The sequence below is a fragment of the Staphylococcus nepalensis genome (genome assembly GCF_014635045.1).
GTDB classification, from domain to species: Bacteria; Bacillota; Bacilli; order Staphylococcales; family Staphylococcaceae; genus Staphylococcus; species Staphylococcus nepalensis.
Map to the genome: position 1 here is coordinate 510,828 of NZ_BMCF01000001.1, position 20,148 is coordinate 530,975.

Sequence of the window (20,148 nt, forward strand, 5' to 3'; positions counted from 1 at the left end):
AGGTTTATTTCAAAAAAATCTTATGTAATATGCTTTAAAAACTGTTAATACAATAAAAAATGTATCTATTGAAATTTTCTGATTTTTCAATAGATACAAGTAACTAATTGTATACAATTTGCATATATAGAAGGTATGAAATTGTGTTTTTATTTTAATTAACATGATCAAGCATTAAGTTGTTTTAATAATTGTGGTAATTGTGTGATATCTTTTATTATATAGTCTGCATTATTTTGCTTAAATATATGCGTTGCTTCTTCAATATAGGTGTTTCGTTCATGTTCTGTTAAATCATTCCATTGTTGTTCATTCAATCCAACAACGGAACTCCCTTTAATAACACCTACAGCTGTCACCCCTGCGTTGATAGCTTCTTTAATATCAGAAGCCGTATCACCTAATTTAATCACTTCTTTAACAGAGGATAATTTAAGTTGTTGAATATTTTTGAAAATCATGTATGGATATGGTCTACCATAACCATCTACTTGTTCTGCTGTAACTATATTATGAGGTGCATATCCTTTACGTTTAGCTTCAGGAGCAACGACTTCCATCATTTCTTTAGTATACCCTGTAGTAGAACCAATAAGGTAACCTTCTGCTTGCAGTGCACTTATAGTATCATTCACGTCTGGTATAAGATGCGTAAACGATTTAAGTTGCTTCATCAACGCATTTTCAAAATGAGCATATAATTGGTCGATATCTTTTTCTGTCGGCACATTATCAAATTCATCTCTCCAAGCTTGATGAATACGTGGCATTTCAGTCATCGCTTTGATATGGTCACGCTTTAACATTCCCATGGGCTCTCTAGCTTCTTCAATCGTAACCTCAATTCCCGCTTTTTTAAAAATATCAACAAATACATTTACTGGCGCAAAACACCCAAAATCTATCGTCGTCCCCGCCCAATCCATAATAATACCTTTTATTTTAGTCATAAATATTTACTCCTTTAATTTATAATTTTCTATATGCTGAATCATATTTTCAAAATCTTGACGATGTAAATCTCCAATGTTTCCAATCCTAAAGGAAGGCGTTTCCATTAATTTCCCAGGATATAATACAAAATGATGTTTTTTCATATATTCATAAAAGCAATCAAAATCAAAATTTTGATTTGGGTATAAAAAAGTAGTAATGATTGGTGATTGATATTGATTGTCTATATACGGTTCAAACCCCAAACGTTTCATAGATTGAATAACGAATTGATTATTAGAAGCATATCTTTCATTACGAACATGAACGCCGCCTTCATTTTCTAATTCTATAATTGCTTGATAAAATGCTGCCACTACATGTGTTGGAGATGTATAACGCCATTTACCACTGTCTTTCATTACAGACCACTGTTCATATAAATCAAGAGATACACTTCTTGCATTTCCTTTCGTTTGTTCTAAACTTTGTCTTTTAGCAATAACAAATCCAAAGCCAGGCACACCTTGTATGCATTTATTTGCACTACTAACTAAAAAATCTATGTCTAACTCCTCAACCTCAATTGGGATACCGCCAAAACTACTCATAGCATCTATAATTATTTTCTTATCAAACTTTCGTGCCAGCTCACAAATTGCTTCTATAGGGTTCAAAATACCTGTCGTAGTTTCGCAATGCACCACAGCAATATGCGTTAGTGTTGCATCTTTTTCTAAAAGCTGTTTGACTTTTCCAACGGAAGGCGCCTCATTGTATGGTAGGTTTAACTCAGTTACGTTCTTTCCTGTAGCATATGCCATTTCTATCATTCTCTTCCCATACGCACCATTACTTATAATCAGTATATGATCTGTTGGGGACAACGCCGTTTGAATAATACTTTCTACGACAAAACTTCCACTCCCTTGTTGTAAAATAGATGTATAATTTTGAGCGTCTACTTTTGCAATATCTAATAAGCGTTGTTGAATACTTTGTGTTAAATTTTTATAGTCATCATCCCATGTGCAACGGTCTATTAGCATTTCACGTTTCACTGTATCACTCGTTGTCAAAGGTCCTGGCGTTAATAATTTTAATTGTTCCATTTAATCACTCCTATACATTGTTAGTTTTGCGCTTCCTTTTTAGCTTCTTGGAATATTTCTTGATGTTCCCCTAATAAATCTATCGTTAATCTACCATTCCACTTTTTGGGGTAAGTAGGTTGTTGCTGTTTTTCGACTTTCTCCCCTTTATAAAGAGGCACTGGGTATTGTTCTAATAAATCTTTACGCCCGTATTTTTGTATAACACGAATCATTTTCTCAGCTTTCTGTTGCTTTTCACCTCCTTTATTAACAACTGCTGCACCTTCTACTAACGAAAAGTTACCTTCTGTCGGATCAATATAACGAATGGGTTTGCCTTTTTTCTCGGCATCAATAGCTTGTGAACGTAACCCTACACCGATAGCTGCCTCTCCAGATTCAACTTTTTTAAGCGGCCCAGACCCTGAACTTTCTAAATGAGGACCGACATTGTTCAAGAGTTGTGTTAGTATCTTCTGCCCCTCTTTATTGCCATATTCATTTAAGATACTTTGTATCACCAACCATCCTGTGGAAGAGTCAATGACGTTCGGCATTGCTACTTGATTTTTATATTGCGTATTTGTTAATGAATGGATAGATTCCGGTGTTTCTAATCCTTTTTCCTTGATAACCTCTGTATTAACAAATAAAGAACCCATATTACCTAACAGTGGTGTAATATAATCTGGGTAAGTATCTGTTGTCTTTTTATTTGTACCTTCAACATCAGTAAACATGTTATTTTCTCTCTGTGCACTTTCCAAATAATAGGTTGCTTGCGTAATAATATCTGCTTCTATATTTTTTCCTTCCGCCATCATTTTCCCACCTAATTCAGCAGTCGATTGCGGTTGGACGATATATTCTCCTTTAAAACCATTACGGTCTAAAGCTTTTTCCATGACAGTAATAGCCTCTTCGTCTGCATTCGTTGAAATGACTACTTTATCTGTAGATGAACCAAGTCCAAAAAAGGAAAAATATAGGATAATGACAGTGATTAGACCAAGCACAATGATTTTCCACTTACTTTTCATTAGGCTCATCCTTTCTTTTCTAGATAATGTAGCCAACCGCTACTTATACTTCGTATACATACATTGGTAAGGAAAATTAAAATCGACAAAATAAATATATCCGTAAAGCGATTAAAATGTTGTAACTGATTTATTTCAGTCGATACGAGTTGGGTTGAAGTGGAAACTAAAAATATAACACCACTAATCGTAACCATTGCATTGATAAAGTAATAATTCATTATTTCAACGATTGTTATTTTCATATTCGGTAAAATGATTTTAAATATCGTCTCATGCCATTGATCTTGTAAAAGTGTACTCGTTATGTCCCACGAATGATTTAACTTTTCTAACGCACTTTTCGCCATCACATAGGGGGTTGTATAGTAATGAACAATAATACTAAAAACTACAATCAATAACGTGCCTTTAATTGAGCTATTTTGAAAAAACAATAAATAAGAAAGTCCTAATATCATACCTGGCACAGTGTTAGTGATTAGAGAAATCATATTTAACATCTGCCTACCTTTTACTTTTGTTCTCACAGTGATTAATGCACCCGTGAAACTAATGATGCTGCCCAAAAATGCAGTTGCTACCGCTACAAATAGAGATTGTATATAAACATCTAATAAAATTTCATCCTTGATCACATTTATAATATGTTTCAACGTAAACGCTAATTGATATGGATAGTCTTCAGTAAAAGGAACGACAAACATAACTAAGAAAATCAATAAAATAATGGTTGCAATTAAAACGGCAAATAAATTAATTCCCCTATCATGCCATTTTCTTTGAGGTAAACTGGTATGATTTATAGCTTGTTGTTGGACATTCCATCTTTCAATTGCTGTTAGAAATATAAATCCTAGCATTGCAGGTATAAGCATAAGCATTGCAATCACAGCACCTTCAGCAAATTTGGGAATAGATCCTAATATCATTTGATAAAGTGTCGTTGATATCACACTATAATTTGCTCCAATTGAAGCGGGTATGCCAAAATCAGTGAAACTTAAAATAAATGATAAAACAAAAGCATTACCAATTGGTACTAGTAATGGTCTTAATAGCGTATGGTAAAACCTTCTTATCTTGCCATCTTTCATCAGTGATGAAATGTAATAAAAGCGATGATCAACATAATTAAAAGCATTAGAAATGATAAGATAGGCAGCAGGCAACGTATAAATGATATAGCCAATGAACAAACCATTTTTGCCATAAATTGTAAACGGAAGTTCACCCAATATATTTGCTAAAATGCCTTCATCTCCAAATAAATACATTAAAATAAAACCATATGTAATTGTAGGGACAAGCATTGGCATTAACGTCATACGCTTAATATATGACTGTATCCATTTTGGTGAATGTGTCATATGGATGGCGTAAGACATAAAGAATGCAATCATCGTAGTAACGATAGCTGCACTTGAAGATATCTTCAGACTATTAAAAAGTGCATCGACTATTTCGAGATTAGTGAAAATGTTTTTGTAATGATACAGTGTCAATTGGCCTTCTAAAAAAAATGAACGTCCTAATAAATAAATGATGGGTAAAAATAAAAATACAATGAAAAAAAGTAAAATTAAACTAAAGGTAATGCGTTGTGACCATAACTTATGCGCCATGGCGATCACCAAATAAACGATATATATGATCTCTTTTAATTTTCAATTGTTTTAATATAAATCTTTCAACAAATTCGCTCTTAGGATGATTAAGAATATCATTTGGTGTACCAAATTGTGCAACTTCCCCGTTCTCAATCACGACTACTTTATCTGCCATTGTTAATGCCTCTTCTGGGTCATGTGTAACAATAATAGTAGTAAGAGAGAGTGTCTTAGAAATCCTTTGGATCATATCTTTAATGGATTCTTTTATCACGCTATCTAGTGCACTTAAAGGCTCATCCATCAATAAGATTTCAGGCTCCATTACAATCGTACGTGCAATGGATACACGTTGCTTTTGACCACCAGACAATTCATGAACTTTCTTATTTAAATGAGGCCTTAGCGCTAATAGTTCAATTAAATCGGTTACCCTTTTATCATGAATACGCTTTTTTATATTTTTTAAACCATAGACTATATTTTCATAGGCACTCAAATGAGGAAATAAACAAAAATCTTGAAAGACAATATTGAAGTTTCGTTTTTGCATTGGTTTACGTTGTATCTCTCTATTATTGTATAGAATTTGGCCTTGTGTCACCTCTGTTAACCCTAGAATCACATTTAACAACGTCGTCTTTCCACACCCACTGGGTCCCAATAAACTAACTATTTCTCCTTTTTCAATAGATAGGTTAATATCTCTAAGTACGTTATTATCGTTATAGCTTTTGCTAATATTTCGCAATTGCAGCACAGCTAACACCTCCTATTTGTTATACTAAAAGTATAGAATATGTTTATTGATTCAGTATTAATTAATTGTAAAAAATGATTAACTTTTGACCATATTATTACAAACTATTTACTAATTTTCAATTATATAAGGAGGGGAATCTTGTTGTTACCTACAGAAAGAAGAAAAAAAATCCTTGAAAAGCTTGAAAAAGATGAATTTTTAAAATTAAAATCACTTAAAGATGCATTACAAATTTCTATGGAAACATTAAGAAGAGATATTCAACAATTAGTCAAAGATGACTTAATCACGAAAGAGTATGGCGGCATTCGTCTTAAACAGTCGTCCAATGGTGAATCTATTATTGAACAACGTTTAGACTTAAATATAAATAAAAAAAATACAATTGCTTTAAAAGCAATTGCAGAAATATCGGAGGGAGATTGTATATTCTTAGATAGCGGGTCTACCACTTTACAAATCGCTAAACACCTTTATAAACTGAAAAACTTAACAATTATTACAAACTCAATACCTGTTATGTTACAAGCATTAAATCAAGGTCATACAATTATAAGTATCGGAGGGAAAGTGCGACAGTCTGAACATTCTATCACCAGTTTTGATTTTTTATTTAATTTTGACCAATTAAATATCGATAAATCGTTCATTTGTTGCAGCGGGGTATCCCTACACAAAGGGGTTACCGATTATAATTTAGAAGAAGTTGAAACGCGTAGAAAAATTTTAGATATTTCCAAACATACTTATTTAACTGCAGATAGTTCAAAAATAGATAAAATCGTTACAGTAAAAATTTGTGACATAGCTACTTTAGATTATTTTATTAGCGATGGTCTTATTGAAACAGCTAAATTAAATCATTTTAAAGATAAAGTTACGGTACTTTAAACTTACTCCAATGTGGTGCACTTAGTTCCAAATAGTTAATTCTATCTTCATAAGACACAGTATGGCCTATCTTTATAAAATAAAAGAAAGGAGCGGAACAAAAATCATATTTTTATAAAATGATTTCTGCCCGCCCCGGCAATGATGGCTAGAAAAAAGCATGGAAAAGATAAAACGTTTGCGTGAGCGCCATCAACTTAATCAATTAAAAAATACCACTTTAAAAGCTTGATATAAGCGTATTATCATTTCAGTCATCTACTGCCAATATTTAAGGATGAAACATTATCTATGTCTCATCCTCTTACACATGTATGCCTACGAAAAGCATGCAAACCTATTTGCGTTAGCATCGTTTATCGCCGTTATCATAGGAGGATCTAGTACATTGTCCCTCTATTTTTCAACATCATTTTTATATAAATAAATCCAGAATCAATACAACGATCAAACCTACAACAGAGGTTGTTAACAATAAAAGCCCCCATGTTTTAAAGGTATCTTTGATCGATATATTAAAGTATTCTTTAAACAACCAGAATGAAGCATCATTTACATGCGTGATAGTATTACTACCGGCAGCAGTTGCTAAAACCATTAGTACTGGGTTTACATTAAAGGTAGGAATCAGAGGGCCAACAATGCCTGCTGCAGTTATTGCTGAAACAACACCTTGCCCTGTCGCAATACGTATTAACGCTGTAATTAACCAAGCCATAATAAGCGGTGATATAGTCGTATTTTGCATAATACCTGCAATATAGTCACCGACATTTGCTTTTAAAATGATTTCTTTGAAAGCACCACCGGCACCTACAATAAATATGATTGTTGCTACACCTTTTAATCCATTTTCAAATGACTTCATCATTTCATCCATCTTTTTGCCTTTTCTTAACCCAAAGACAATGACAGATGCAATAATGGCTATAATAAGGCTAATTTCTGCGCTCCCAATAAATGATACAATTTCGTGTAACAAAGTATCTTCAGTTACAAACATATTCAATATTGTTGAAATTGAAATTAAAATAGCAGGAATTAATGGTATTAACAAACTCAAACCGAAGTTAGGCATTTCTTCTTCACTAAATTCCTTACTTTTTTTCAACAAAGACGGTACGGGGTAGTCCAATTTTTTCATGATTTTTGGTAAGAGTATACCTGCAATCATTACACCTGGTATAAAAACAATCATCCCTAAAATATAGACCATACCCATATCAGCTTGGTACGCATCTACAAGTGCAGTCGGCCCTGCTTGTGGTGGAAACAGGCTATGAGATAAAGTAGTAGCGGCTACCATAGTAATCGCTAATTTCATAAATGGCATCTTAGCTTCTACGGCAATACTTATAACTAAAGGTGCCAAAATCATAAATGCTACTTCATAAAACACAGAAATACCAAAAACAGCACCTATAATAATAAGTGCCCAATGTACATGTTTAGAACCAAATTTATCTATCAATGTAGAAGCTATGCGTTGGGCCGCGCCTGAATCGACCATTAGTTTTCCTAAAATCGCGCCAAAACCAATAATAAGCGCAAGGCTGCCGAGTGTTGACCCTAGCCCTTCTTTTATTGTGTCTAATATAGCCATGGGTTTCATACCATTGATTAAACCCACAGCAATTGCTGCAAAAATCAAAGAGAAAATACTATTGATTTTTAATTTTATATTTAAAAATAATAATAAAGCTACACCTAACACAAGCGATATTAACGGTAAATTTTCACTCAAAAATGACAACTTAAATCCTCCAAACATACTTTTTCAAAAATGAAAACGAATTCATAGGTATATATTATATCTTTTTTTCTTCAAAATAACAACGTTGTTATTTTATGGTAAGTAAAAAGTATATCGTTATTGACGTATTGACCTCTTTCAAAGTTAAAATCTCACTTTTAGAAAGGATATCCATCTGCAATAACCAATATACTTTTCACTTAAATATGGATATTTATTGTTCATAGCTTTCATATCGCCATTGTTTATCTTGTAATACGTCTTTGTAGAAAGGATCAGAACCTATAACTTTAATACAATCTGCCAATGCTTCTACCTCGTCTAAATGATGCGTGGTCAATATAATCAAGCACTCATGCTTCATTTGGTTTAACAAGCGATGAATATCATACCTAGATTTTAAATCTATACCTACAGTAGGTTCATCTAAGATGAGGATTTGAGGTTGGCTTAACAAACCAATCAGTACATTTACTTTACGTTGAGTGCCCCCAGATAAATTTGAAACTGTAACATGTAAATCTTTTAAATTTAATTGTTTTATATATTTCATAATTAAATCGTCAGATATCGATCGTTTACATAATGCTTTGAAACAGTTAATATTTTCATTGACTGTCATATGTTCAAATAATGCAATAGCTTGAGGTACATATCCTATATTCTCTTGCAATTGTTTTTTAGATAACTTTTGGCCAAAGTAGGTAATTTCACCTTGGTCGGATTGTTCTAGTCCTGAAATAATGTTCAATAGCGTTGATTTACCAGCGCCATTTTCACCTAATAAGACAGTTAACTGTTTATCTTCAAATGTCATATTAAGAGACTGGAAAATGGTTTTATTACGATATTTCTTCTGCACACCTTTTAATGTTATCATCCCATCCCTCCTAAATCTGTATGACGATATAAATGAAACTTATGACAAGTCCATATATCAACGTCAAAAATAATCTATGACTCAATGTGTTTACTTTGAATAATAAGTAAGTAACCCCCGCTTCAAATAGCAAAATAATTAAAAATGATTTCGAATAAAATCCCCATGATAACGATTGGTTAAACAATATAGCGCTTATGACTAGTACCGCTAATAATAAAACTGTATGTGTAATAATATATGTAGCATACAATTTCAATTGACTGTATTGGTATATAAACAATCGGATGAGCGGACCATTTTGTTTTAACCTCTGATGTAACACAATTTGTATACTACTAACACACAACACGATCGCAAAAATAATACTTAATGAAATAGAAGTTTCTGAATGGTCTTTTACAAAATAATGTGCGATTTGAGATTGAGGTGTCTTTTTATTCAATGTATTATTTACTTTATTTAAAGTAACGTCATCACCTTTATACTCTAGATGACTTTTGATGATATTCGGAATTTGTTGTTCGTATAGTGACCTACTTATGATTTCTAATGTAATGTTACCAATAAAATCATCTCTTCCATATAATATAATAGTTTCTTTTAGATTATTTTCTTGTAGCCGCTGGCTAAAATTTTCAGGAATTTTCAAACTGACGGTTGCTTCTTTTCTATCTATATATTCATCTAAGTATGTTTCATCAGTTGGCACTTTAATTGTTGTAATAAATTCATTGCGTGTAATATTTTGGACTAATGCTTTAGAAACCGATGATTGATCCATATCTTGTATTGCCACTGGAATTTGAAGCGATTTATTCAATACTTTGTATACACTCCAAATCGATAATAAAGTGAACAATAAGACGCATAAAAACATTAAATGCTGTTTCCATTGTTTTTTTACAACTATGAAAAAATAGGGTTGAATCATAAACGATACCTCCCAACAACTATCCATATTAAGATGAGGATAGATAAAAGTATACTGCCATAAAAGGTGATTGACATATCCAAAATATAATTATTCAACACAATTTCTAGCATTTGGTTCGTCACAAAACTCAATGGCGAGGAATCAAATATTCCCAATATTGAATGTTTAAAATAAATCGTTGGTATCGTAAGACCAGATAGTACAAGGATTAATATGCTCAATATACTTTTTAATACATAGTTCATCCATTTAAAAGCAATCAAATCAATAATAGTTAACCAAATGATAATCATTAATACATAATAGATCAGCTGAATTATAATGGTTAACCAATTATAACTCTCAAATTGATTAGGTAATACTTTAAGCACCCATAAAACGCCGACAACTGCCCATAAGCTTGTATAAAATAGCGTAAATAAGCTTCGTATTAACGTTAATTTTTCAAAAGAAAAATGATACATGCACAATCTTGATCTCAATGCAGTCGTTTGATTCATTTTTAAAATTGTGAACAGCGACAAAGCTAAAATATAAATGGAAGCTAAGTAAGTAGTTACTACGTAATAACTTGCACTATCATATACATGGATTGGCTCATAATCAAAGGCACCAGTACGATTTAATCCTGTAAATAACAAGTCTGTCAACATCATTAATGTAGCTTCTTTATCTTTATGTGTTGCCAATGTTGTATATGTTAACCCTCCGCCCATCGATAACATTAACCTGTGATATACTGAGTCCGTTAACTGATTGATAACCAGGCTTTGGGTTGACTGTTTATCATATGTATATACTGAAATAGGTAAACTTCCATTTTTATAAAAAGCATGCGTCATGCCCTTTTCAAAAATATAATAACCTTCTAAATTTTTAGCTTCTAATTTTTTTTGGGCTTCCTTTTTATTATATTTTTTAATACTAATATCTTTTCCAAAGTTAGCGCCATCACCCAGTGACTGAAGGATAAGTTGTGTTTCAGGAGATTGATCTCTATCAACAACGCCAATTCTAAATTTTTCGTCACCTTGATTAAATTGCTGAACCACTAACAAAGTGGCAAGCAACCCTATAAGAATAAGCAATATATATAGTAGTAAATGCCATTTTTTCAATAAAAAAGAGTGGTAAATGCGAAACAATTGTAATGTTTTCATTTAACCACTCCCTTCTCAATTATTTTTCAAAGTCTTTAGCTAAATCTTTAACGATATCCTCTGCGTTTTTCGAAATTTCTTTCTGTAACTTTTCAAAATCACTATCAGACATACTATTTAAATCTTCAGCATCTGATTGGTCAAATTTAATATCATCTTTAAGCTTTGTTTCACCTTTAATATTAAATGTTACTGGTTCATATTCGATATCTGTAGTAAGTTTAAAATCTTGTTTTTGTGTATTATTCTTCACATCAGTTTCTAACTGATTGTTATATTCAAATTCAGTCGTTTGGTAATTCGCATCAACAACAACCTTGCCTTTATCTGTGCGTTTATCTCCATCTTGAGTTTCGTTATTTGTTAATTTAATTTCTGATTTCTTATAACTTTCGTCAGTGCCCACAGTATAACTATCTTTATATTTATCCTCGTCTTTTGTAGATTTACCTTTTAATGACAATTCAGTATCATCTGCAATAACCTTATAATCTACAACTAACTTATCATCATCAATTTGACTCTCACCTTCTAATTTCACTTCTTGGTTATTATTATCTTTAGCTGTGAGTTCACGTTTAAGAATTTGATTGTCTTCTTCCCAAATTACTGATTTAATACTCGGGAAATCATCTTTATCCGTATCTTTTACTTCTTGTAACGCATCATCCACACTATCTTCATAATCTTCAACTTTGAATTGATCTTCTGCAATTTTTTTAATGTCTTTATCTTTCTTAGCTTTTTCTAAAACTGATTTCAGAATGGATTTTGTCTCACTACGATTGATGTTTAATGTCACTTTATTAACATCTGTATCGTCACCATTTACATCAATTGTCTTTTTTTCTTTTTCAAAATGATCATCATCTAATTTATCTATAATAATATCTGTATATTTACTACTCAGTTCATCAATATCTTCTTGCGAAATTTGTGTGCCTGATAATAATGAATTCAAATTTAATGTATCATTTGTGATGACGCTATCACGATTTGTAGCACTTGGTGTATCACCTGTTATTTTTTCATAAACATCAATGAGCTCATCATTTTTTGCTTTATACACATTATCAAATAACGGCGATGCATAATATTGGTTATCTTTATCTGCGGCCCATTGAAACTTCCCAATTTCATTGTCTGCAATCGTTGGATTTAACGCTAAAACTGATTTTTCTTTTTTAGGATCATGTCCCACTGTTAATCCTAATTCAGAAGCATCTGCAACGGATCGAGGAATACCTGATGACTCCAATAAACGTTTTGGCACATCTGCATTTGCTTTTAAATCAATTAAATATGACTCATCTTTCATTTTATCTTGAAATTCGAACTCATTTTCAAAACGATCCTTTGCGTATGTTTGAAATTGATTCGCTGTTTCTTTTTCACTTAATAAATATGTGTTCTTAGGTGTGTTTTTGGCAAAATAGTAAAAAGCAGCGCCCCCTATACCTGCAATTAATAATACCCCAATAACGACTACAATAATTATCTTTACTGACTTAGACATACCCTTCAGCCTCCCCTTAAGTTTTATTGTTTTTATAATACCACAAATGACTTAATAATAAATTATTTATTTGATTTTTCTTTTATTTTTTAAACTAACTTAAATTTTAATTTATAGTCATATTCACTTACTTCAATATACTATTACATTAAATAAATTGTGCGCCTTACATAAAAATATGAGGCTGGACATAACAATGTCTCAGCCTCATTCATTTATATGATATATTTTCTAATCGTTGTATGTTGGTCCTTGATATTCATGCTTAACTTCTTGCTCCCACCATAATGCGTCCTTTGGGTTTTGAATGACGTCTTCAAAATCTTCTTGTGTTTCAACGTTTGGATATGATCCTCTTAGAGATTTATTTGATGTGGATTTAAACATAGTTAAGAAAATAATAAGTCCAACTACATTAATGAACATTAAATAATACGATGGTGCAATTTGTTGTCCGGTCGTTTCTACCAATGTAGAAAGTATAAATGGCGTTAAACCGCCAAAAATAGCAGCGCCGATATTATAAACAAGAGACAACGTACGTAATCTCACTTTAGTATGGAACATACTCGGTAATACTGAAGGCATAACGCCTTCAAATGTTGACATAAATAGTGCAATGATAAATAACCCAATCACCACGAACGGCAACATCGGTATACTCATTAACCAAAACGCGAGTACGGAGAATAAACTAAATCCAACTAAACCAAATATAATGGTACGCTTATTACCAATTTTATCACTGTACCAACCGAAGAAAAAAACAGCTGGTATCATAAGTAACATCGTAATCGTACTGAGTATAGAGCCCATCGTTCCACCTAAATTAATCGTTGCATTTAAGAAAGATGGCATATAAGATAACACCATATAATTAGCTACATTTAAGAAAGCCACACCTGTAAAGCAAACCACTACATCTTTCCAATAATATTTAAATATATCTAAATATGAATATTCTAATTCTTCTTGTTCTTCTAACGTAGACTCATATGCAGGACTTTCATCAAGTGATGAACGAAGGATAATACCCACAATACCTAATGGCGCTGCAATGATAAATGGAATTCTCCAACCCCATTCAGCCATTTGTTGATCGTTCAACAAGCTATACATCGTACCTGCTAATATGGCGGCTAAAATATTTCCAGCAAGTGTACCTACCTCAAGTCCACTGCCTAATTTGCCACGTGTTTTATCTGGCGAAGTCTCAGCAATATACGTCATTGCGCCTGCGTATTCCCCACCTGTTGAAAATGATTGAATCATTCGTACAACTAACAATAATATAGGCGCCCAAATACCAATTTGTTCTTGGGTCGGTAATAAACCAAGCATCAATGTTGAAGCTGCCATTAATAAAATAGTTGTCGATAAAACAATTTTCCGACCATATTTATCTCCTAAGTGACTAAAAAATATGCCACCGATAGGTCTTACAATAAATGCAAACGCAAATACAGCAAATGTTGAAACAATCTGCATTTCTTGTGGTAGATTACCAAAGAAATTTGCACTTATAATCACTGCTAATTGCGCGTATAGACCAAAATCAAACCATTCGATTGCATTACCAATCCCCGTAGCTACAACCCCTTTTTTAGCTTGACCTGAATCTATATGATTCACTTTTTCTTTTTTAAACTTCACAAAAATAACACCCCTTATTTACTTTCATAAATATAAAATAACCTATACATTAATTTATAAACACTTGAATGATGTATATTTAAAATTTCATTTTATATATTTAATCAATTTAATAATCTATGCGTTGATAAACAAAGATATGTATTTGATACTTATTTGGTATAATCATTTTAAATAATCAAAATTGGAGGACTAAATATTATGAAGAAGGTTTATTTCAATCATGATGGTGGCGTAGATGATTTAATTTCGCTTTTCTTATTAATACATATGGAGGATATCGATTTAATTGGTGTCAGCGCAATTGGTGCCGATAGTTATATCGAACCAGCTACAAGCGCTTCTCAAAAAATAGTGAATCGTTTTTCAAAAACGCCTATTCACATAGCAGCTTCGAAAGAACGTGGTAAGAACCCATTCCCTAAAGACTGGCGTATGCATGCCTTTTTTATGGATGCCCTACCTATTTTAAATGAACAAGTACCTCAACAATCTCAACTATTAGCGGATTCAGCTTACGAAGATATTATAGAAAAAGTGAACATGAGCAAAGAAAAAGTAACATTATTATTTACTGGCCCACTTACTGATTTAGCTAAAGCCATTGCTGTGGATCCAAAAATTGTCCATAACATTGAACGTCTTGTTTGGATGGGTGGCACATTCTTAGAAAAAGGAAATGTTGAAGAACCAGAACATGATGGTACAGCTGAATGGAACGCGTTCTGGGATCCTGAAGCAGTTAAAACTGTTTTTGATACAGAAATGAAAATTGATATGGTCGCTTTAGAAAGCACGAATCAGGTCCCAATGACGTGGGATATCAGACAAATGTGGGCAAATGAACGTCATTATACAGGCGTAGATTTTTTAGGTGTAAGTTATGCAGCTGTTCCACCTCTCACACATTTCCAAACAAATTCTACTTATTTTTTATGGGATGTTTTGACTACCGCTTATGTAGGTAAACCAAACCTTGTAAAGCAATATGATGTTAAAGCCTCTGTTTATACGGAAGGTCCTAGTCAAGGTCGTACCTATATCGATGAACAAAACGGGCGGTTACTTTCTGTCGTGAACCATGTTGAACATAACGATTTCTTTAATTACATCACAAAGTTAGCTAAAAAAGTAAAATAAACAAGAAGAAACACAGTCAGTTTACAATCTTTGACTGTGTTTCTTCTTGTTTATTTTAAAATTATTTCTAATGTAACCATTTATACATTTGGCTTTAACATGACTTACTTTAGTAATTGTTTAGTAGCTCTGCTCAGTTAGAAATGCATCGTTAATGTTGTCTTGTGTAATTGTTTTTAAACGCTTTGTTGTTACCTCTCCCTTATCATTTTGATTTAAACCGTGTTTGCGTGCTAATGCATCATTATATTGATTTAATGAGTACATTTTAAAATTATGCCTGTCATCTTTATAGAATGACTGCTGCATTTCATAATGAGTCACAAGCGACTTCCATTTTACATTATTGATTTCTATGCCTTTAGGTGTTTTTTTAATATTAAACGCTATATTACCACCGAGTATATTATTTTCATCACCTGTTGATTGTCCATTCAAAAAATTTCCCAGAGAATAAGCAACTAAGGTTTTATGATTATTTTTACCCTTTATCCATTTTACAGGTTGAATTACATGCGGATGTGTTCCAATCACTACATCCACACCAGCATCAGCAAATATTTTGGCATATTTTTGTTGCATTTGGTTAGGTTGGTGTTTACCTTCGTTACCCCAATGTGCCGAAACAATCACTACATCACTTTGTTTTTTAGCTTTAGCCACATCTTGCTTAATTTGTTTTTCATCAAAATAATTAATATAATACGGTTGTTTAGGTTGGATATCATTCGTGCCATATGTATAACTTAATAAAGCAACATCTACATTATTTTTATGTATCGTTTGAATTGTATTACGATTATTTTGTGAATCATACGTACCAAAATACGCTATGTCCTCAAATTTTTCCCAAAGGTTAATCTCATTTATAAGACCACTTGAACCTTGGTCTAATGTATGGTTATTAGACCCATTTACTAAATCAAAACCAGTGTTTGATATATCTCTTGCTATCGCCTCCGGTGTATTGAAACGCTTAAAACCAGATAATCCTTTACTGTCTCCGCCAATCGGAGATTCTTGATTAATAAAAGCAATATCCGCAGATTCAACGTCGCTTTTAATGGGACGGTACATCGGTTTAAAATCAAAGCTTCCATCAGCTTTTAATGCATCATTGTAAACTTCTGGATGAATTAAATTATCCCCTACTGCATAAAAAGAAATATTGTGATTTAAATGCTTTATATTAAGCACACAAAATATACTACCAACTATAAAAAGTAAAAATAATAAAGTAAGTAAAAACTTGTATTTCAGCACTTATAAAACAATCCTTTCTATTTAACATAATCTTAATTTTATATTTTTCACTATCAATTTAACCTATAAATACATATATAAACTTTTTATAACTTAATCAACTATAAAAACACCTCCGTATAAACTCATTTTAATATGAATACACGAAGGTGTTTTAGTATTTTTAGCCAAAAGGGAGCCCAATTTCAAAAATAGGAGATTTTTTATTTTACTCATAAATGTTTATATATCGCATGAAATCTAACTACCATTAACAAACAATGACCACTATTTATCTTAATTTACATTCATATTTATCAATTTAAATACATCCATTTTAAACGTATTTTGTAACCGTATCTGCCGATAATCTATAAGAATCATGCCCAGGATTTTTTGCTTTCCCAATCGCAACAATCATTACTGGTTCAAAACGCGTAGCGTCTAAACCAAAAGTCTCAGCAATTTGATCTTTTTCAAATCCGCCTATTGGATTCGTATCATAACCATGTGATCTTGCAACAAGCATCAATTGCATAGCTGCCAAACTACTATCTATTTTAATAATATCGTTCATTTCTGTACGGTTTAAACTTTGATATAACGGTAATATTTTCCCTAGCATTTCAATTTTTACATTTTCTGGCATATAGCCATTTAAAACTGCATTACTGTATATTTCTTCACCATACTCATAGTTTTTCATATCTCCTAATATAATAACCATAGCAGATGATGTGTCATTTTGACGTGTGTTAAATCGAACAAGTGGTCTTAATTTATCTTTGCCTTCTTCACTTTCGACAACTAAAAATCTCCAAGGTTGCATATTTACAGATGAAGGGGCTTTGGTTGCCTTTTGTATCATCTCTTCCATTTCTGTTTGAGGAATTTTTACATTTTCGTCAAATACTTTTACTGACTTTCTATTTAATACAATATCTTCAAAATCATTACTTTTCATTTTTATATCTCTCCTTAACTTTTTTCACAAAATCAAATTATACTCAATTTAATTAAATATACAAATCATTTGTTTAAGGTTTTATTTTTTATTTACTCAAAAATTTTTCTGATTAACGAACTCTATAAAGTCATCATTTTACATAAATGTTATAATTGAATTTGTTATAAAAACTAATTATCTATATATAATATATACATCACAAAATACGATCATAAAAAATCAATGGTTGATATTTTGAATATATCTTTATATTGTAGTAAAATAGGTAAATCCGCTTTGATTCTCAAATAGAATAATAATTAAATTATAAAATATCCTATTATTTAAGAATATGAACATTATATTTTACTTTAAATAATAAATAGAGATAATTGAAAAAGAGGTAAAGTAATGAAATCTATATCGGTCATTGTAACTTATTATAACTCAGAAGATTATATTGAAAATTGCTTGAATAGTCTAAAAAATCAAAGATTCCAAGATTTTGAATTAATATTAGTTAATGATGGCTCAACTGATAATTCAAAAAAAATTGCAAACGATACTATTAAAAATTGGGATCTTCCCATTAAAGTAATTGATTTAAAACAAAACTATGGTCACGCACATGCGAGAAATATTGCGCTACAAGAAGTAACGTCACCGTATTTTATATTTGTAGATTCGGATGATTATCTTGCGTCTTATGCGCTTGCATTTTATATGAAAAAATTAAACCAATATGATGCTTTAATCGCGCCTATCCATTCTTTCACTTTAGATGTTCCACAATACGTAGATCAAAACTTAGTGAAAGTAGAATATTTAAATACAAAATCAAAATCAAATCAATTTTTACGTAAGCATTCAGCATGTAATATTGTTTTCAAGACAGCAATCATGCGCGGCCACGACATTAAATTCAACGAAGATTTAAATATATTTATTGACTGGTCATTCATCTTAGAATTTATTAAATATGCTAATGGATTTGTAAGAGTCAGTAGGTTTCCTTTCTATATCAAAGGCGAAATTTACGACCCATTTGAAAAACCAACGTTATCTACACAAAGCTTTAACATTATTTTCAACGACTATGTATATAGTTTTTCTGATTCGGTGAAACGTGCACCATTAAAAGAAAATAAAAAATTCATCAAAAATAAAATGAAAAATTTATATAAGGATTCATTTGAACCTTCACTAAAGAAAACACCAGAAAGATATGAAGCTAATAGTGAGTTATTACCAAAAGTAACTAAACAATTAATGACTACTATTTTCAAAAGTGAAAAACCATTATTTATTTTAGAATCCTTAATGTTGATGTTTAACAAGAAAAAACCAGCATTTAAAATTAATAAGTTAAGAAAGAATGCACGCTTAGCTAAAAATGTTATTTTACGTCGTAAAAATAAAAATCGTTCATTGTATCTACTTACTGACAATGAAAATAAAGTCAAACCCAATACAATCGTGTTCGAAGCTTTCGGTGGTAAGAACTATAGTGATAGTCCAAAATATATCTATGAATATATGATGAAATACCACCCAAACTATGAATTTATTTGGGTGTTTAGCAAACCTAATCAAGTTTATTTACCTGGTCCTGCTACAAAAGTCAAAAAAGGCTCCAAAGCATATTACGAAGCTTATGCTAACGCTAAATACTGGGTGACGAACGCAAGATTACCATTATACTTAAATAAAAAAGCTAATCAAGTTTACATCCAAACTTGGCACGGAACACCGCTAAAACGTTTAGCTAACGATATGAAAGTTATCCGTATGCCTGGAACCACTACAGAGAATTACAAACGAAACTTCAAAGAAGAAACAAGTCGCTGGGATTACCTTATTTCGCCAAACGCGTACTCATCTAAAATATTTGAAACAGCATTCTGGATGCCTCCAGAAAAAATACTTGAAATTGGATACCCTAGAAATGATGTATTAGTCAATCGCGCTAATGATCAAGATTATATTCAAGAAATCAAAGAAAATTTAAATCTACCTAAAGATAAAAAAGTCATTATGTATGCACCTACCTGGCGTGATGATGAATTTGTTAAAAAAGGTAAATATCTATTTGATTTAAAAATTGATTTAAGTAATTTGCAACAAAAAATTGGTGATGACTATGTCATTTTATTAAGAATGCACTATTTAATTGCTAATGCTTTAGACTTAAGAGGATTTGAAGATTTTGCAATTGATGTATCAGATTATAGCGATATCTCAGAATTATATTTAATCTCTGATTGTCTAATAACAGATTATTCTTCTGTTATGTTTGATTATGGCGTTCTCAAAAGACCTCAAATTTTCTTTGCTTATGATTTAGATAAATATGCTAAAGATTTAAGAGGATTCTACCTAGACTATCATAAAGATTTACCTGGCCCTATTTACCAAGACGCCTATCAATTAGCAGAAGATTTACAACGCTTAGATCAAATTGAAACAGATTATAAAGCAAAAATAAATCAATTCCATGATAATTTCTGTTCAATTGAAAACGGTAAAGCATCGAAAGCCATAGCTGATTTAATAACACAAGACAAGTAAATCACAAAACATATAATAACGC

General features: G+C 31.6%; 16 protein-coding genes. 3 read left to right on the forward strand and 13 right to left on the reverse strand.

From position 1 onward, the window contains the following. Positions 1–167 precede the first annotated feature (167 nt). Genes phnX through IEU88_RS02440 form a run of 5 tightly spaced genes read right to left on the reverse strand, consistent with a single transcriptional unit; the run spans position 168 to position 5,437 of the window. Positions 168–950, reverse strand: coding sequence for a phosphonoacetaldehyde hydrolase (gene phnX, locus IEU88_RS02420; protein WP_096808279.1), 783 nt, complete (start codon positions 948–950; stop codon positions 168–170). A gap of 6 nt (positions 951–956) precedes the next feature. After that, on the reverse strand, positions 957–2,045 hold the full coding sequence (phnW, locus tag IEU88_RS02425) for a 2-aminoethylphosphonate--pyruvate transaminase (protein ID WP_103373083.1): 1,089 nt from the start codon (positions 2,043–2,045) through the stop codon (positions 957–959). A gap of 20 nt (positions 2,046–2,065) precedes the next feature. Then, complete coding sequence (locus tag IEU88_RS02430; protein WP_103373084.1) at positions 2,066–3,067, reverse strand: extracellular solute-binding protein; 1,002 nt, start codon at positions 3,065–3,067, stop codon at positions 2,066–2,068. A gap of 5 nt (positions 3,068–3,072) precedes the next feature. After that, positions 3,073–4,692 (reverse strand): ABC transporter permease subunit, encoded by a 1,620-nt coding sequence (locus IEU88_RS02435; protein WP_103373085.1) that lies wholly within the window; start codon positions 4,690–4,692, stop codon positions 3,073–3,075. Beyond that, complete coding sequence (locus tag IEU88_RS02440) at positions 4,682–5,437, reverse strand: ABC transporter ATP-binding protein (protein WP_103373086.1); 756 nt, start codon at positions 5,435–5,437, stop codon at positions 4,682–4,684. Before IEU88_RS02440 ends, IEU88_RS02435 begins: the two co-directional genes overlap by 11 nt. Before the next feature lie 144 nt (positions 5,438–5,581). On the opposite strand from IEU88_RS02440, the gene IEU88_RS02445 reads away from it, so the two are divergent. After that, positions 5,582–6,331 (forward strand): DeoR/GlpR family DNA-binding transcription regulator, encoded by a 750-nt coding sequence (locus tag IEU88_RS02445; RefSeq protein WP_103373087.1) that lies wholly within the window; start codon positions 5,582–5,584, stop codon positions 6,329–6,331. A gap of 415 nt (positions 6,332–6,746) precedes the next feature. Here the strand turns inward: IEU88_RS02445 and IEU88_RS02450 are convergent, their stop codons facing one another. The 6 genes from IEU88_RS02450 to IEU88_RS02475 form a co-directional block, all read right to left on the reverse strand. Beyond that, entirely contained in the window at positions 6,747–8,084 is a 1,338-nt protein-coding gene (locus tag IEU88_RS02450) for a gluconate:H+ symporter (RefSeq protein ID WP_103373088.1), read from the reverse strand. Positions 8,085–8,298: 214 nt separating this feature from the next. Next, positions 8,299–8,964: an ABC transporter ATP-binding protein gene (locus IEU88_RS02455; RefSeq protein ID WP_096808273.1), complete on the reverse strand. Its 666-nt coding sequence runs from the start codon at positions 8,962–8,964 to the stop codon at positions 8,299–8,301. A gap of 10 nt (positions 8,965–8,974) precedes the next feature. Continuing rightward, positions 8,975–9,898 (reverse strand): ABC transporter permease, encoded by a 924-nt coding sequence (locus tag IEU88_RS02460; protein ID WP_103373089.1) that lies wholly within the window; start codon positions 9,896–9,898, stop codon positions 8,975–8,977. Further along, positions 9,895–11,061, reverse strand: a complete 1,167-nt coding sequence (locus tag IEU88_RS02465; protein ID WP_103373090.1) for an ABC transporter permease — start codon at positions 11,059–11,061, stop codon at positions 9,895–9,897. The genes IEU88_RS02460 and IEU88_RS02465 overlap by 4 nt, the downstream gene beginning before the upstream one ends. Before the next feature lie 19 nt (positions 11,062–11,080). Further along, the gene (locus IEU88_RS02470; protein WP_103373091.1) at positions 11,081–12,577 is read right to left on the reverse strand and encodes a DUF6583 family protein; all 1,497 of its coding nucleotides are present in this window, start codon (positions 12,575–12,577) and stop codon (positions 11,081–11,083) included. 231 nt (positions 12,578–12,808) lie between these two features. Then, complete coding sequence (locus tag IEU88_RS02475; protein ID WP_096808269.1) at positions 12,809–14,230, reverse strand: MFS transporter; 1,422 nt, start codon at positions 14,228–14,230, stop codon at positions 12,809–12,811. Positions 14,231–14,431: 201 nt separating this feature from the next. Between IEU88_RS02475 and IEU88_RS02480 the strand changes: the two genes are divergently transcribed. Then, the gene (locus IEU88_RS02480; RefSeq protein WP_103373524.1) at positions 14,432–15,370 is read left to right on the forward strand and encodes a nucleoside hydrolase; all 939 of its coding nucleotides are present in this window, start codon (positions 14,432–14,434) and stop codon (positions 15,368–15,370) included. A 120-nt stretch (positions 15,371–15,490) separates the two neighbouring features. Here IEU88_RS02480 and IEU88_RS02485 read toward each other — a convergent pair whose 3' ends face one another. Both IEU88_RS02485 and IEU88_RS02490 read right to left on the reverse strand, forming a co-directional pair. After that, a complete protein-coding gene (locus IEU88_RS02485; protein WP_170006935.1) occupies positions 15,491–16,633 on the reverse strand; it encodes a CapA family protein in 1,143 nt (380 codons plus the stop codon). Positions 16,634–16,949: 316 nt separating this feature from the next. Beyond that, complete coding sequence (locus IEU88_RS02490; protein WP_096808267.1) at positions 16,950–17,576, reverse strand: nitroreductase family protein; 627 nt, start codon at positions 17,574–17,576, stop codon at positions 16,950–16,952. Between the two features lie 393 nt (positions 17,577–17,969). Between IEU88_RS02490 and IEU88_RS02495 the strand changes: the two genes are divergently transcribed. Beyond that, the gene (locus IEU88_RS02495; RefSeq protein WP_103372698.1) at positions 17,970–20,126 is read left to right on the forward strand and encodes a bifunctional glycosyltransferase/CDP-glycerol:glycerophosphate glycerophosphotransferase; all 2,157 of its coding nucleotides are present in this window, start codon (positions 17,970–17,972) and stop codon (positions 20,124–20,126) included. The last annotated feature ends 22 nt before the right edge of the window (positions 20,127–20,148 follow it).

What these genes read in the sequence shown, in the direction of transcription:
- phnX (WP_096808279.1), bottom strand. Translation starts at nt 950, where the DNA reads ATGACTAAAATAAAAGGTATTATTATGGATTGGGCGGGGACGACGATA.
- phnW (WP_103373083.1), bottom strand. Translation starts at nt 2,045, where the DNA reads ATGGAACAATTAAAATTATTAACGCCAGGACCTTTGACAACGAGTGAT.
- IEU88_RS02430 (WP_103373084.1), bottom strand. Translation starts at nt 3,067, where the DNA reads ATGAAAAGTAAGTGGAAAATCATTGTGCTTGGTCTAATCACTGTCATT.
- IEU88_RS02435 (WP_103373085.1), bottom strand. Translation starts at nt 4,692, where the DNA reads ATGGCGCATAAGTTATGGTCACAACGCATTACCTTTAGTTTAATTTTA.
- IEU88_RS02455 (WP_096808273.1), bottom strand. Translation starts at nt 8,964, where the DNA reads ATGATAACATTAAAAGGTGTGCAGAAGAAATATCGTAATAAAACCATT.
- IEU88_RS02460 (WP_103373089.1), bottom strand. Translation starts at nt 9,898, where the DNA reads ATGATTCAACCCTATTTTTTCATAGTTGTAAAAAAACAATGGAAACAG.
- IEU88_RS02465 (WP_103373090.1), bottom strand. Translation starts at nt 11,061, where the DNA reads ATGAAAACATTACAATTGTTTCGCATTTACCACTCTTTTTTATTGAAA.
- IEU88_RS02470 (WP_103373091.1), bottom strand. Translation starts at nt 12,577, where the DNA reads ATGTCTAAGTCAGTAAAGATAATTATTGTAGTCGTTATTGGGGTATTA.
- IEU88_RS02480 (WP_103373524.1), top strand. Translation starts at nt 14,432, where the DNA reads ATGAAGAAGGTTTATTTCAATCATGATGGTGGCGTAGATGATTTAATT.
- IEU88_RS02490 (WP_096808267.1), bottom strand. Translation starts at nt 17,576, where the DNA reads ATGAAAAGTAATGATTTTGAAGATATTGTATTAAATAGAAAGTCAGTA.
- IEU88_RS02495 (WP_103372698.1), top strand. Translation starts at nt 17,970, where the DNA reads ATGAAATCTATATCGGTCATTGTAACTTATTATAACTCAGAAGATTAT.